Below are 13,508 nucleotides of genomic sequence, written 5' to 3' on the forward strand. Positions count from 1 at the left end.
GCGCCGGGCTCGGCGCCGACGGGCCCCTGCCGCTGCGCGCCGCCCGGCCGCTCTCGCAGGCCGAGGCGCGCGCCTGTGCCGAGGCGCTCTCGGGCGTGCTGGGCCGGCCGGTCAGCCTCGCGGTGGAGGCGGACGCGGCCCTCATCGCCGGGCTGGAGCTCGCCCTGCCGCACGCGCGGGTGCGCAACTCGTTCCGCGCCGATCTCGACCGCATTGCCACGGAGCTCACCCGCCATGACGACTGACCGGACCGACGACTGGCTGGAGGACGGCCGCGCCCGCCTCGCCCGTGCCACCCTCGCGCCGGAGGCCGAGGCCGTGGGCCGGGTGGAGCAGGTGTCGGACGGCATCGCCCGCGTCTCCGGCCTGCCCGACGTGCGGCTCAACGAACTGCTGCGCTTCGACGGCGGGCGCTTCGGCTTCGCCCTCAGCCTCGACGCCGATTCCATCGGCGCCGTGCTGCTCGACGGCGAGGAGGGTATCGCCGCGGGCAGCCCGGTGCGCGGCACGGGCGAGGTGGTGGAGGTGCCGGTGGGCCCGGGCCTTCTGGGCCGTGTGCTCGACCCGCTGGGCCGCCCGCTCGACGGCGGCGGCCCGGTGGAGGCGGAGGCGCATGCGCCCGCCGAGCGCCCCGCCCCGGCCATCATCGAGCGCGACCTCGTCTCCGCGCCGATGGAGACCGGCATCCTGGTGGTCGACGCGCTCTTCGCCCTCGGCCGCGGCCAGCGCGAGCTCATCGTGGGAGACCGCGCCACCGGCAAGACCTCCATCGCGGTGGACGCGATGGTGAACCAGAAACACTCGGAGGTGATCTGCGTCTATGTCGCCGTGGGCCAGCGCGCCACGGCGGTGGAGCGGGTGATCGAGGCGGTGCGGGCGCATGGCGCGCCCGAGCGCTGCATCTTCGTGGTCGCCCCCGCCGCCACCGCGCCGGGCCTGCAATGGATCGCACCCTTCGCCGGCATGACCATGGCCGAATATTTCCGCGACCGGGGCCAGGACGCGCTGATCATCATCGACGATCTCACCAAGCATGCCGCCACGCACCGCGAGCTTGCCCTGCTCACCCGCGAGCCCCCGGGGCGCGAGGCCTATCCGGGCGACGTGTTCTACGTGCATGCCCGGCTGCTCGAGCGGGCGGCGAAGCTCTCGGCGGCGCGGGGCGGCGGCTCGCTCACCGCGCTGCCCGTGGCCGAGACCGATGCGGGCAACCTCTCCGCCTACATCCCCACCAACCTGATCTCGATCACCGACGGGCAGATCGTGCTCGGCGCGCGGCTCTTCGCGGCAAACCAGCGCCCGGCGGTGGACGTGGGGCTGAGCGTGAGCCGGGTGGGCGGAAAGGCGCAGAAAAAGGCGCTGCGCGCGGTCTCCGGCCGGGTGCGGCTCGACTATGCGCAGTTTCTGGAGCTGGAGATGTTCACCCGCTTCGGCGGCATGTCCGACACGAGGGTGAAGGCGCAGATCGCGCGCGGCGAGCGCATCCGCGCCCTGCTCACCCAGCCGCGCTTCGCCGGGCTGCGCATGGCCGACCAGGTGGCGCTGCTCGCCGCCCTGGCCGACGGCGCGCTCGACGCCCTGCCGCCCGAACGCTTCCCCGCGCTGCGCGCCCGCCTGCCCGGCCATCTTGACGCCACCGCCGGCCCCGCCCTCGCCGCCCTCGGTGAGGGCGACGCGCTGGAGGACGCGGTGCGGGCCGAGCTCGTCGCCGCCGTGACGGCACTGGCGCAGACGCTTGCGGCCGAGGCCGGGAATACCGCCGAAACCGGGGCCGCGCCATGAGGCCGGAGCGCGCCGCGCCGGCCGGGAGGGGCCCAGCGGCGCCGCCGCGCGCCGGCCGCTGCCGCCCCGGGGGCCGGCTGTCCGAGGCTCTCCACCGCGCCGGCCCCGGAGCGCCGGCATGAGCGGCCGGCGGGGCGATATCGCCGCGCGCATCGAGACGGTGCAGAGCCTCTCCTCGGTGATCTCGGCCATGCGCGGCATCGCCGCCGCCCGCACGCGCGAGGCGCAAACCTACCTCGAGGGCATCCGCGCCTATGCCGCCACCGTGGGCACCGGCATTTCCGAGGCGCTCGCGCTGCTGCCCGAGGAGCGCGATGCGCCGCCCGCGCGCGACGGCCAGCACATCATCGTGGCGCTCTGCGCCGAGCAGGGCTTTGCCGGCACGTTCAGCGAGCGCGTTCTCGACGCGGCGGAGGCGCAGATGGCGGGGCCTGCCTCCGGGCTCTGCGTGGTGGGAGACCGGGGGCTGATGGCGGCCTCGGCGCGCAACCGCCCGGTGCTGCGCTCCGAGCCGATGATCGCCCACCCCGGGCAGGCCGCACTGCTGGCCGGCCGCCTCACCGATGCGCTGTGGAGCGGGCTGGCGGAGGGCGGGCTTGCCCGGCTCACCCTCGTGCACGCGGTGCCCGACCCGCAATCGGCGCTGCGCATCGAGACCCGCCGGCTGGTGCCCTTCGACTTCTCGCGCTTCCCGCCCGCCACGGGCCGGCCGCTGATCACCCTCCCGCCGCGCGAGTTGCTTGACGCGCTGGTGCAGGAATACGTCTTCGCCGAGTTCTGCGAGGCGATCACCCTCTCCTTCGCCGCCGAGAGCGAGGCGCGGATGCGCGCCATGGTGGCGGCGCGCAACAATGTCTCGAACACGCTGGAGGAACTCGTCGCCACCGCGCGCCGGCTGCGGCAGGAGGAGATCACCTCCGAGATCGTCGAGCTTGCCTCCGGCGCGCTGGCGCAGCGCGGGCGCTGAGGGCGGGCGCTTTCGCAGCAGGGCCGCGGGCGGTACGTGGGGATGGCCGCGGACCTACCGGGCGCGGCCGGGAGAGCACGGCTGCTGCATGCCACGTGCCCCCGTACGTGCCGCACGCCGGGCTGGCCCTGCCGCACCGCGGGGTGAGACCTGCGCAGGACTGCCGCTGCGGGCCATCCGTCCTCGCGCGTGCCGCCTGCCGCGCAGACCCTGCCTCACCGCCGGGTGAGACGCGCGGAGGACGGGCCCGGCTGCTGCGCTCCACGCTGCATTCATGCGCCGTTTTCCGGTCACCGCGCGGGGCTCCTCCGGGTTGGTCGCAGGCTCGCGGCGATGCTCGCCGCTGTCGCGCTACTCGCCGGGCGTGGTCTCCGGCCGGGCCGGTTCGGGACTCGGCTCGGGGCTTGGGGCCGGGCCGCGGTAGCGGACGGTGAGCTCCTCGGGCACTTCCGAGCCGTCGTAGAGCCCGAGCAGGATGCCGGTGCGCCGCGACTTGCCGCGCATCGACAGGATCTCGCCGTCCGAGATCGTGGTGCGCTGCGCCATGCGCCGGGCCCAGCGGCCGAGCCGCTCGTACATCACCTCGATGATGCCGGCATGGGCGGGGCTGGCGCCGAGGTCGGTGAGCTCGCCCGGGTCGGCCTGCATGTCGAAGAGCATCGGCCGGAAGCCGCCCTCCGCATGCATGAACTTCCAGCGCTTGTCCGCGATCATGAACAGCCGCGCATCACGCGGGGCGAGGCCGAGGTTCGCCGCCATCGGCGTGGCGGAGAAATCGTATTCCGACACCGCGAATTCGCGCCACTCCGCCGGCTCCTCCCCCTCGAGGAAGGGCATCAGCGAACGGCCCTCGACGATATGCTCCGGCACCTCGCCCCCCGCCGCCTCGATGAAGGTGGCGGCGAGGTCGATCTGCTCGACCAGTTCGTCGCAGACCGTGCCGCGGGTGTCATCGGCCTCGGCGCGCGGATCGTAGACGATCAGCGGCACCTTCACCGAGCAGTCGTGGAACAGGTCCTTCTCGCCCAGCCAGTGGTCGCCCAGATAGTCGCCATGGTCGGAGGTGATCACGATCAGCGTGTCCTCCATGCGCCCGCTCTGCTCGAGATAGGCGAAGAGCCGGCCCATCTGGTCATCGCATTGTTTTATCAGGCCCATGTAGGCGGGGATGACCTTGTCGCGCACCTCGTCACGCGAGAAGGCGCGGCCGATGGCGTTGTTCATGTATTGCTCGTAGACCGGATGCGGCGCCTCGCGCTCGGCCGGGCTGCGCGTGGGCGGCACCACCTGCGCGGGGCCGTACAGCGCGTGGTAGGGCGCCGGCACGATGTAGGGCCAGTGCGGCTTGATGTAGGAGAGATGGCACAGCCAGGGGGCGCCGCCGCGCTTCTCCTCCATGAACTCGATGGCGCGGGAGGTGAGCCAGGGGGTCTCGGAATGCTCCTCGCGGATGTTGGCCGGCCGGTCGGCGTGCTGCATCAGCCAGCCGGAGGCCATGTCGCCCGCCTCGGTCACGCCCGAATTTGCGTTGTCGTGCCAGGGGTTGGCGCTGGGGTAGCCCTGCGCCTTGAGGTATTCGTTGTAGGGGGAGCGCTTGCGGTCGTAGAACCCGTCCGGCCCCTCGCCCCAGAGGCCGTCGTCGCGCACCCAGGGGTCGAAGCCGCATTCGGCCACGCGCGCGCCGATCACGCCCTCGCGGCTCAGGCCCAGCTCCTCCATGCCCGCGTCATCGGCCTTCATGTGGGTCTTGCCGATGAGCCAGCTCTCCATCCCGAGGCGGCGCAGGTGGCTGCCGAGGGTGCGCTCGCCCACCTTCAGCGGGAAGTTGTTCCAGGCCGCGCCATGGCTGCTCACGTAGCGGCCGGTGTAGGTGCTCATCCGCGACGCGCCGCAGACCGGCGACTGCACGTAGGCGCGCGAGAAGCGCACCCCGCGCGCGGCCAGCGCGTCGATATGCGGGGTCTCGAGGAAAGGGTGGCCGGCGCAGCTCAGGTAGTCCCAGCGCAGCTGGTCGAACATGATGAAGAGGATGTTGCGGATCTGTCTGGTCATGGCGTGCCTGGGCAAACGGGGGTGGTTCGGGGGGCCGGGCAGCCCCCCGCGGGGTGTCAATCGGCGAGCGAGGCCTCGGGGATCTCCACCCCGATCTCCTCGTAGTAGCGCGCAGCACCGGGGTGCAGGGCCATGCCGCCCGGGCTCACCGCATAGTCGAGCGTGATGCGCTTGAGCCAGGGCGCGCTGTCGCGCATCTTCTCTGCCCCTTCCCAGAAGGCTTTCGTGATGGCGTAGACCGTGTCCTCGTCGAGGTCGGCGCGGGTGGCGACACCCACCACCGAGCCCAGCGAGTAGACGTCGTCGGTGTTCACCACGTTCGGCCCGTAGGTGCCGGCGGGGATGGTCTCGAGCGAGCGGCCGGGGATGCGCGAGGGGGCGAGCTGGTCGTCGCTCTGCGCCTCCACCTGCGCCTTGTCGGGGCCGAGCAGGCGCAGCTTGCTGGTGGCGGTGAGCTGCTCGAGCTGCGGGAAGGGCGGGATGCCGCCCACGGCATAGACATCCACCTGCCGGTCCTGGAAGGCCTGGAAGGCGGAGGACCAGGAGCCCTTGAAGTTCTCGTAATCCTCGCCCGGCTTCATGCCGGTCTGCGCCTCGATCCACTGGCGCGCGGTGTTCCAGGCCCCGCCGCCGGGGGGGCCGAGAAACACCTTCTTGCCGCGGATATCCTCCAGCGAGGTCATGCCGTCATCGGCATAGGTCACGAAATGATAGGTGCCGTAGGGAAACCAGAACACGAGGCGGACATTGCCGGCCAGCTCCGGCGCCGAGGAGAGCTTCTGGTACATGAAGCTGCCGGTCTTCATCGCGTCGTAGACCGTGGGCGAGGACATCACGAAGTCGAGCTTGCCCTGCGCGAGGTCGACCATGTGCTTGGTCGCGGCCCCGGTGGCGTCGACCGTGATCTCGTAGTCGTCCTGCTCCTGGTTCACGATGGTCGCCATGGTCGACATGGTGAGATAGGCCGAGGAGCCCGGCGCGATGGTGGCCATGCGGATCTTCTCCGCCGCCCCGGCACCCGTGCCGAGCGCTGCGAGGGCCGCGGCCGCAAGGGCCAGTTGGCGCATGGGTTTCATTCCTGTCCTCCCGTGTTTCGTGTGAGTTTTGTTGGCGCGGAGAGCGGCGCGCCGCGCCAGCGGTGCAGCGCCATGGCGGCAGCGGCGAGCCCGAAGCCCGCGACGCTCGGCTCCACCCCCGGCCAGAGGATGGCGAGGGCGGCGGCGAGCCGCAGCGCCACCTCCCACAGCTCCAGCCGCCGGGTGTCGAAGCGCGACAGCGCGGTCGCGATCATCCAGGTGGCGGAGAAGAAGCACAGCACCGCCCAGGCGAGGCCCGCCACAGTCACCCCCTCGATGATCAGGATGTCGGGGTGGTAGACGAAGAGGAACGGGATGATGAACCCCGCGATGGACAGGCGCAGCGCCTCGAACCCGGTCTCCATCGGCTTTGCCCCGGCGATGGGCGCGGCGGCGAAGGCCGCGAGGCCCACCGGCGGTGTCACCACCGAGAGCACGCCGAAATAGAGCATGAAGAGATGCGCCGCGATGGTGGGCACCCCCAGCCGCTCCAGCGCCGGGCCCATCACCAGCGCCACGATGAGATAGGCCGGCGCCGAGGGCACGCCCATGCCCATCACCAGGCAGCCCAGCATCACCAGCACCAGGCTCAGGAACAGGCTCTCGCCCGAGAGCGACAGGATGCCTTGCGCGAACTGCAGCCCCACCCCGGTCATGTTGATCACCCCGATCACCACGCCGATGGCCGTCACGATCACCATCAGCGTGGCCGAGGTGCGCCCGGCCGAGACCAGCGCCGCCCACCAGGCCGCGGGCCGCCGGAAGGCCGGGAACAGCGCGAGGCACAGCACCACCGCCACGCCGAGCGCCACCACCCCGGCAAACTGCGCCGTGCGCCCCTGCACCAACAGCCCCACGATCACGCCGAGCGGGATGAAGAAGGCGAGGCTCTGCAGCCAGTCGGCCCTCGTGATGCGCTCGCGCTCGGCCTTCGGCGTGGGGCGGATGCCCATGCGGCGCGATTCCACCAGCACCACCATGAACAGGCTCGCGTAGTAGAACACCGCCGGCAGCGTGGCCGCCACCACGATGGAGAGATAGGGAATGCCGGTCACGTCGGCCATCAGGAAGGCGACCACGCCCATCACCGGCGGCATGATCTGCCCGCCGGTGGAGGCCGCCGCCTCCACCGCGCCGGCGAATTTCGGCCGGAAGCCCGCGCGCTTGATGATCGGGATGGTGAAGATGCCGGTCGAGACCACGTTGGCCACCGCCGCCCCCGACATGGTGCCGAACAGCGCCGAGCCCACGATGGAGGCATGCGCCGGCCCGCCGGTGAAGCGCCCGGTGGCGCCGAAGGCGAGCTTGAGCAGCACCGCGCCCGCGCCCGAGGCCTGCAGCACCGCGCCGAACACGATGAACACCAGAACCACCCGGCTCACCACCTCCACCGGCCGGCCGAAGGCGCCGTCGGTGGAGTACCACAGGTTTTCCGCCACGCGGGTCCAGGCCTCGCCCGCGCCGAAAAGGCTGGTGGGCGCAAGGATATAGGCGAGCAGGAACAGGTAGACGAGCAGCATCGGCAGGCCAAAGCCCCGCCATGTCGCGTAGCCGATGAGCGCGAAGGCGGCCCAGCCCATCATCAGCTGCGCCCCGGAGATCTCGATGAAGAACTCCTCCTGCTCCAGCATCACCCCCAGCCAGTTCCACAGCAGCCAGAGGAATACCGCCGCGAGCCCGAGGTGCAGCGCATTGAGCCAGCCCGGCCGCGGCGCGCCTGCGGCCGGGCCCTGCCCGAGCAGCAGCACCAGCATGCCGAGCCCCACGCTGAGCCCCGAGACCCAGGCATTGTCGAACACGCCGAAGGCGGACGTGTACACCGCCAGGCCCGCGAGGCAGACCGACGCCGCGTCCGCGCCCGCATCAAAGGCGCGGTTATGATTATACATGGCCGTTTCCTCCCTAAGGTCGGCGGAGGGGAGGATGCTCCCGCGCCCTTGCCGCGACAATGAGCGATGCGTTAACGTGCCGCTCAGCGGCACGGGCTCGCCTGCTGTGCCGCTCGCCGGATGCGCCGCTCAATGGCGCGCGGCCCGGGGGGAGACGCCGATGGGCGCATTGGAAAACCGCTCACTCGACCGGGGCATCACCCTGATGGAGATCCTCGCGCGCAGCGGGTCGAGCTCGCTCGCCGAGCTGCACGCCGCCTCCGGCCTGCCGAAATCCTCCATCCGCCGGCTGCTGGGCACGCTGATCGCCCGGCGCATCGTGCGCCGCTCGCTCTCCGACGGGCGCTACCGCATCAACATCACCCTGCCGATGAGCACCGGCGCACCGATCCCGCACGGGCTCGCCTGGCTGGTGGACCTCTCGCTGCCGCTCGCGCTCGCGCTCACCCACCGGGTGCGCTGGCCCTCCGACATCCACGTGATGGACGGCCGGCGCATGCAGATCGTCGAATCCACCCGCCCCGCGAGCCCGTTCCACATCTACCCCGGCCGGGTGAACCGCTGGCTCAACATCTTCGGCACCGCCTCGGGCACCGCCTGCCTCTCGGCCATGCGCCGCGAGGCGGTGATGGAGGTGCACCGGCTCACCGAAGGCGACGAGACCTGGGGCCTCGCCCGCTTCGGCCTCGGCATCGAGGCCTATCTCGACATCCTGGAGGCCACGCGCCGGCGCGGTTATGCCATCCGCCTCTCGGCCTACCTGGGCGAGACGGTGTTCGACGACGGGCTCGCCGCCATCGCCCTGCCGCTCATCGAGCGCGGCCGGCCGCTGGGCGCGCTCACCCTGCTCTGGCCGCGGGTGCACCTCACCCACGAGGCCTTCGCCGCCGAGCATCTCGGCCCCCTGCGCGACACCACGCAGCGCATCTGCGCCGCCCTCGACGCGCGCACCGCCCCCCCGGAGAGGACAGAGGATGCAGTTCACCCTCAGCGAACTTGACGCCGCCCACGCGCTGGTGGCCGCGCAGATGCCGCCCAGCCCGCAATACGCCTGGCCGCTGCTGGCCGAGGCCGCGGGCGCCGAGGTCTGGCTCAAGCACGAGAACCACACCCCGGCCGGAGCCTTCAAGATCCGCGGCGGCATCACCTACATCGACTGGCTGCGCAAGGCCCAGCCGGAGGTGCGCGGCATCATCACCGCCACCCGCGGCAACCACGGCCAGTCCCAGGCCCGGGCGGCCTCCGCCGCGGGGCTGCAGCCGGTGGTGGTTGTCCCGCACGGCAATTCGGCGGAGAAGAACGCCGCCATGCGCGGCTTCGGCGCCCGGCTGCTGGAGCATGGCGCGGATTTCGAGACCGCCCGCGCCGAGGCCGAGCGGCTGGCGCAGGCCGAGGGGCTGAGCATGGTGCCGTCGTTCCATCCCGAGCTGGTGCGCGGTGTCGCCACCTGCGGGCTGGAGCTGCTGCGCGCCGTGCCCGACCTCGACACGGTCTACGTGCCGGTGGGGCTCGGCTCGGGCATCTGCGGCATGATCGCGGCGCGCGATGCGCTCGGGCATCCGGCGCGCATCGTGGGCGTGGTGGCCGAGGGCGCGCCCGCCGCGCGGCTCTCCTTCGAGGCCGGCCACCCGGTGGCCACCAACACCGCCCGCACCTTCGCCGACGGCATCGCCCTGCGCAGCGCCGACGCGGCTGCACTGGCGATCTACCGCGCCGGGGCGGAGCGCCTCATCTCCGTGTCGGACGCCGAGATCGCCGAGGCGATGCGGCTGATCTTCCGCGCCACCCACAACCTCGCCGAGGGGGCGGGGGCCGCCGCCCTCGCCGGGCTGATGCAGGAGCGCGGGCGCCTCGCCGGCCGCAAGGTGGCCGCCGTGCTCTCGGGCGGCAACATCGACACGCCGCTCTTCGCCGAGGTGCTGGCAGGGGGCGTGCCGGCGGCCTAGCGGGGCGCGCGCGCCTTCACCGCCTCGATCTCGCGCAGCATGCGGCGCAGCGCGTCGAGCGCCTCCCGCTCCTGCGGGGCAAGCGGCGTTTTCGGCTCGAAATGCGCGGCAATCACGCCGAGTGCATCGCCAATGCGCCCGAGCTGGCGGCCGTAGCTGCCGACCTCCTCGAGCACCCGCGCCTCGGTCTCCGGATCCTCGGAGCGGCCCATGTTGATGGTCACCAGGCTGAAGCTGTTGCCGATCGCGGTCATCAGCGAGGTCCACTGGCGGAAGATCTGCGAGACGTTCCCCGACAGGGGCATGTGGAATACCGGCATGAACACACTCCGTCCCGTGCCCCTCACGCGCGTCCCCCGCTGCCCAGACTGCCCGCCCGGGCCGGCGCGGAGAAGACGGCGCAATGCCGCGGAACAGAGCTGATGAACAATCTCCATTCCGCCGCGCAAGCCCGCGGAATGGCTAATTTATCGCCAGGACCTCGATCTCCACCACGAACTCCGGCCGGGTGAAGCCGCCCACGATCATCAGCGTGGAGGCGGGCGGCGGCGAGACCTCGGCCAGCCAGGCGTCGCGCGCCTTCATGTAGCCGGCCATGTGCTCGCGCGCCGTCACGAATGCATTCAATCGGATCACCGAGGCGGGGGTGGCGCCGGCCTCCGCCAGGATCGCTTCGATATTTCCGAAGCAGAGGGCTGCCTGCGCCTCCGCCCCCTCGGGTACCGTGCCGTCGGCGGCGATGCCGAGCTGGCCGGAGGTGGCGATCAGCCCGCGCCCCGGCGGCACCTCGATCCCGTGCGAGTAGCGCGCGAAGGGCGGGCGGATGGAGGGCGGTGTGAGGGCTTTCATGGCGGCTGCCTTTCGCTATGGTGATTCCGTGACGACGCCCTTTCTCGCAGGCGCGGCGGCCGGCGGGAAAGTCCGTGGCCGGCGGGCGGAGAATTTTCCCGACCATCTGGTCAGGGTTTCAGCAGCCGCGCGCAAAGCCTGTGCATTTTGGCGGCAATGCGGGGGTATCCCCGGAAAAAGCCGATATGCGCACTTGTCGACAATTCAACCGGAACGCACTCTGGCCCGGGCGACAATCAACGGAGGCGCGCATGAAGGCGGGATTCATCACGGCGGTGGCGGCATCGCTGATCGCGGTATCGGCACAGGCCCAGGACCTGGTGGAAGTGTCCTACGGCACCAACTGGCTGGCCCAGGCCGAGCACGGCGGCTTCTACCAGGCGGTGGCCGACGGCACCTATGCCGAGTGCGGCCTCGATGTCACCATCGTGCCGGGCGGCCCGCAGGTGAACAACCGCGCACTCATGCTCGCCGGGCGCATCGACTTCAACATGGGCGGCGACCTGCTGCAGGCCTTCTCGGCCGTCGAGCAGGGCATCCCGGTGGTCAATGTCGCGGCCATCTTCCAGAAGCACCCGCAGGTGATCCTCGCCCACCCCGGCGTGGCCGACAGCTGGGAGGACCTCAAGAAGCTCAAGCTGCTGATCGGCGACAACGGCTACCAGAGCTACTACCAGTGGATGATCAAGGCCTACGGCTTCACCGAGAGCCAGCGCGTGCCCTACACGTTCAACCCCGCGCCCTTCCTCGCCGACAAGGAAACCGGCATGCAGGGCTACCTCTCCTCCGAGCCCTACGTGGTGGAGAAGGAAGGCGGCTTCACCCCCAACGTGTTCCTGATCGCCGACCAGGGCTATTCCAGCTACGCCACCACCATCGAGACCATGCGCGACACGCTGGAGAGCCGCCCCGAGGTGGTGAAATGCTTCGTCGAGGGCTCGATAAAGGGCTGGTACACCTATCTCTACGCTGACGGATCGGCCGCCAACGCCCTGATCATGCAGGACAATCCGGAGATGACCCAGGACAAGATCGACTACGCCCTGGAGAAGATGAAGGAAAACGGCATCGCCGACAGCGGTGACGCGCTGGAGAAGGGCATCGGCGTGATGACCGAGGAAAAGGTGAAGGACTTCTACGACAAGATGGTGGAGGCCGGCGTGGTCTCGGCCGATCTCGACTGGCAGGCCTCCTTCGTGACCGATTTCGTCGGCCAGGGTGTCGGCATGGACATCAAGCAGTAACGGCAGAAACGGACGGCAGCCGCGCCCGGGGGCATTCTCCCCGGGCGCAGGACGACCGGGAGACAGCATGACCCCTCCAACCACAGGCCAGCGCCCCGAGCTGATGAGCGTGAACCGCGTGGGCAAGGTGTTCGGCGGCGCCACCGTGGCGTTGCAGGACATGTCGCTCACCGTGCGGCAGGGGGATTTCATCTCGCTGCTCGGCCCCTCGGGCTGCGGCAAGTCCACCGCGCTGCGGCTGATGTCGGGCCTCTCGCTGCCCACCTCGGGCGCCATCCGCTGGGCCGTGCCGCAGGAGCCGGGCGCCCTCGGCGTGGTGTTCCAGGAGCCCACGCTGATGCCCTGGGCCACGGTGGAGCAGAACGTCTGGCTGCCGATGCGCCTGCGCGGCGCCTCGCTCTCCTCCGTGCGCGGCGAGATCTCGGAGACCCTGCGGCTGGTGGGGCTCGACGGCTTCCAGCGCGCCTACCCGCGCGAGCTCTCGGGCGGCATGAAGATGCGCGTGTCCATCGCCCGCGCCCTCGTGACCCGGCCGAAGCTCATCCTGATGGACGAGCCCTTCGCCGCACTCGACGAGATCACCCGCTTCAAGCTCAACAACGACCTGCTCACCCTGCAGGCCGAGCTGGGCTGCACGGTGGTCTTCGTCACCCACTCGGTGTTCGAGAGCGTGTTCCTCTCCGACCGCATCGTGGTGATGGCCGCCCGCCCCGGCCGGGTGCTGCGCGAGCTTGCCGTGGACGCGCCCTACCCGCGCGACGAGAGCTTCCGCACCTCGGCCGAATACGCCGCCCTGTGCCGCGAGGCCTCCGCCGCCCTGCATGACGCGATGGGAGAAGCCGCATGACCAGCCTCACCGAGGGCAGCGCGCCCGAGCTCGTCGATGTCGAGGAGCGCAGCCGCCGCCGGCGCCTTGCGTTCGAGAAATGGGGCAAGTGGGTGCTGCCGGTGCTGGTGATCGGGCTCGGCATCCTCGCCTGGCACCTTGTCGTCACGCTCAACGGCATCCCGCACTACATCCTGCCCGGGCCGGTGCTGGTGTTCGAGACGCTGGTGAAGGACTGGGCGCTCCTGCTCGACGCCCTGCTCATCACCCTGCAGATCACCCTCATGGCGCTCGCCATCGCGGTGATCGGCGGCGTGGGGCTGGCGGTGCTCTTCACCCAGTCGCGGCTGGTGGAGATGTCCTTCTACCCCTACGCGGTCATCCTGCAGGTGACGCCCATCGTGTCGATCGCGCCGCTGATCTTCATCTATGTCGACAACAAGATGGCGGGCCTGCTGATCTGCGCCTGGATCGTGGCCTTCTTTCCGGTGCTCTCCAACACCACGCTGGGGCTGAACTCGGCCGACCACAACCTGCGTGACCTGTTCCGCATCTACGGCGCCACGCGCTGGCAGCGGCTGCGCTACCTGCAGCTGCCCTCGGCACTGCCGTACTTCCTCGGCGGCCTGCGCATCGCCGGCGGGCTGGCGCTGATCGGCTCGGTGGTGGCGGAATACGTGGCGGGCACCGGCGGGGTGGGCTCGGGCCTTGCCTTCACCATCCTGGAGGCGAGCTACCGGCTCAACATTCCGCGCATGTTTGCCGCACTCCTCCTGATTGCAGCGACCGGCGTGGTGATCTATGCCGGGTTGAGCTTCCTCAGCTACATGCTGCTGCACAAATGGCATGAAAGCGCCATCCGGCGCGAGGTGTAAAA

Annotated in this window: 12 protein-coding genes and 1 pseudogene; 8 read left to right on the forward strand and 5 right to left on the reverse strand. The window is 70.8% G+C overall.

Annotated elements, in window-relative coordinates:
• From D3P35_RS14905 to D3P35_RS14915, 3 genes and pseudogenes are all read left to right on the forward strand, one after another.
• Positions 1-245, forward strand: a pseudogene (locus D3P35_RS14905) (hypothetical protein); the annotation flags it as partial.
• Positions 235-1,782: a F0F1 ATP synthase subunit alpha gene (locus tag D3P35_RS14910; RefSeq protein ID WP_118135539.1), complete on the forward strand. Its 1,548-nt coding sequence runs from the start codon at positions 235-237 to the stop codon at positions 1,780-1,782. The pseudogene D3P35_RS14905 and the gene D3P35_RS14910, both read left to right, overlap by 11 nt.
• A 118-nt stretch (positions 1,783-1,900) precedes the next feature.
• Entirely contained in the window at positions 1,901-2,749 is an 849-nt protein-coding gene (locus D3P35_RS14915; RefSeq protein WP_118135540.1) for a F0F1 ATP synthase subunit gamma, read from the forward strand.
• 351 nt (positions 2,750-3,100) lie between these two features.
• Here the strand turns inward: D3P35_RS14915 and D3P35_RS14920 are convergent, their stop codons facing one another.
• From D3P35_RS14920 to D3P35_RS14930, 3 genes are read right to left on the reverse strand one after another with little or no spacing between them, the layout of a single operon-like run.
• Positions 3,101-4,801: an alkaline phosphatase family protein gene (locus D3P35_RS14920; protein WP_118135541.1), complete on the reverse strand. Its 1,701-nt coding sequence runs from the start codon at positions 4,799-4,801 to the stop codon at positions 3,101-3,103.
• 56 nt (positions 4,802-4,857) lie between these two features.
• Positions 4,858-5,877: a TAXI family TRAP transporter solute-binding subunit gene (locus tag D3P35_RS14925; protein ID WP_118135542.1), complete on the reverse strand. Its 1,020-nt coding sequence runs from the start codon at positions 5,875-5,877 to the stop codon at positions 4,858-4,860.
• The gene (locus D3P35_RS14930) at positions 5,874-7,766 is read right to left on the reverse strand and encodes a TRAP transporter fused permease subunit (protein WP_118135543.1); all 1,893 of its coding nucleotides are present in this window, start codon (positions 7,764-7,766) and stop codon (positions 5,874-5,876) included. The genes D3P35_RS14925 and D3P35_RS14930 overlap by 4 nt, the downstream gene beginning before the upstream one ends.
• 160 nt (positions 7,767-7,926) lie before the next feature.
• Between D3P35_RS14930 and D3P35_RS14935 the strand changes: the two genes are divergently transcribed.
• Complete coding sequence (locus D3P35_RS14935; protein WP_157982164.1) at positions 7,927-8,766, forward strand: helix-turn-helix domain-containing protein; 840 nt, start codon at positions 7,927-7,929, stop codon at positions 8,764-8,766.
• Positions 8,741-9,712 (forward strand): threonine dehydratase, encoded by a 972-nt coding sequence (locus tag D3P35_RS14940; RefSeq protein WP_118135545.1) that lies wholly within the window; start codon positions 8,741-8,743, stop codon positions 9,710-9,712. Before D3P35_RS14935 ends, D3P35_RS14940 begins: the two co-directional genes overlap by 26 nt.
• On the opposite strand, the gene D3P35_RS14945 is transcribed toward D3P35_RS14940, so the two are convergent.
• Together D3P35_RS14945 and D3P35_RS14950 are read right to left on the reverse strand one after the other, a co-directional pair.
• Positions 9,709-10,032 carry a hypothetical protein gene (locus tag D3P35_RS14945; protein WP_118135546.1) on the reverse strand — a complete coding sequence of 108 codons (324 nt, stop codon included), beginning with the start codon at positions 10,030-10,032 and terminating at the stop codon, positions 9,709-9,711. The genes D3P35_RS14940 and D3P35_RS14945 overlap by 4 nt on opposite strands.
• A 142-nt stretch (positions 10,033-10,174) precedes the next feature.
• A complete protein-coding gene (locus D3P35_RS14950) occupies positions 10,175-10,561 on the reverse strand; it encodes a RidA family protein (RefSeq protein ID WP_118135547.1) in 387 nt (128 codons plus the stop codon).
• 251 nt (positions 10,562-10,812) lie between these two features.
• Between D3P35_RS14950 and D3P35_RS14955 the strand changes: the two genes are divergently transcribed.
• The 3 genes from D3P35_RS14955 to D3P35_RS14965 all read left to right on the forward strand — a co-directional run bounded on the left by D3P35_RS14955 (position 10,813) and on the right by D3P35_RS14965 (position 13,506).
• Positions 10,813-11,805, forward strand: coding sequence for an ABC transporter substrate-binding protein (locus tag D3P35_RS14955; protein ID WP_198670634.1), 993 nt, complete (start codon positions 10,813-10,815; stop codon positions 11,803-11,805).
• A gap of 67 nt (positions 11,806-11,872) precedes the next feature.
• Complete coding sequence (locus D3P35_RS14960; RefSeq protein WP_118135549.1) at positions 11,873-12,652, forward strand: ABC transporter ATP-binding protein; 780 nt, start codon at positions 11,873-11,875, stop codon at positions 12,650-12,652.
• Positions 12,649-13,506 carry an ABC transporter permease gene (locus D3P35_RS14965; RefSeq protein WP_118135550.1) on the forward strand — a complete coding sequence of 286 codons (858 nt, stop codon included), beginning with the start codon at positions 12,649-12,651 and terminating at the stop codon, positions 13,504-13,506. The genes D3P35_RS14960 and D3P35_RS14965 overlap by 4 nt, the downstream gene beginning before the upstream one ends.
• The last annotated feature ends 2 nt before the right edge of the window (positions 13,507-13,508 follow it).

The organism is Oceanicella sp. SM1341 (assembly GCF_003448965.1).
Taxonomy (GTDB): Bacteria; Pseudomonadota; Alphaproteobacteria; order Rhodobacterales; family Rhodobacteraceae; genus Paroceanicella.

What these genes read in the sequence shown, in the direction of transcription:
- D3P35_RS14910 (WP_118135539.1), top strand. Translation starts at nt 235, where the DNA reads ATGACGACTGACCGGACCGACGACTGGCTGGAGGACGGCCGCGCCCGC.
- D3P35_RS14915 (WP_118135540.1), top strand. Translation starts at nt 1,901, where the DNA reads ATGAGCGGCCGGCGGGGCGATATCGCCGCGCGCATCGAGACGGTGCAG.
- D3P35_RS14920 (WP_118135541.1), bottom strand. Translation starts at nt 4,801, where the DNA reads ATGACCAGACAGATCCGCAACATCCTCTTCATCATGTTCGACCAGCTG.
- D3P35_RS14925 (WP_118135542.1), bottom strand. Translation starts at nt 5,877, where the DNA reads ATGAAACCCATGCGCCAACTGGCCCTTGCGGCCGCGGCCCTCGCAGCG.
- D3P35_RS14930 (WP_118135543.1), bottom strand. Translation starts at nt 7,766, where the DNA reads ATGTATAATCATAACCGCGCCTTTGATGCGGGCGCGGACGCGGCGTCG.
- D3P35_RS14935 (WP_157982164.1), top strand. Translation starts at nt 7,927, where the DNA reads ATGGGCGCATTGGAAAACCGCTCACTCGACCGGGGCATCACCCTGATG.
- D3P35_RS14940 (WP_118135545.1), top strand. Translation starts at nt 8,741, where the DNA reads ATGCAGTTCACCCTCAGCGAACTTGACGCCGCCCACGCGCTGGTGGCC.
- D3P35_RS14945 (WP_118135546.1), bottom strand. Translation starts at nt 10,032, where the DNA reads ATGCCGGTATTCCACATGCCCCTGTCGGGGAACGTCTCGCAGATCTTC.
- D3P35_RS14950 (WP_118135547.1), bottom strand. Translation starts at nt 10,561, where the DNA reads ATGAAAGCCCTCACACCGCCCTCCATCCGCCCGCCCTTCGCGCGCTAC.
- D3P35_RS14955 (WP_198670634.1), top strand. Translation starts at nt 10,813, where the DNA reads ATGAAGGCGGGATTCATCACGGCGGTGGCGGCATCGCTGATCGCGGTA.
- D3P35_RS14960 (WP_118135549.1), top strand. Translation starts at nt 11,873, where the DNA reads ATGACCCCTCCAACCACAGGCCAGCGCCCCGAGCTGATGAGCGTGAAC.
- D3P35_RS14965 (WP_118135550.1), top strand. Translation starts at nt 12,649, where the DNA reads ATGACCAGCCTCACCGAGGGCAGCGCGCCCGAGCTCGTCGATGTCGAG.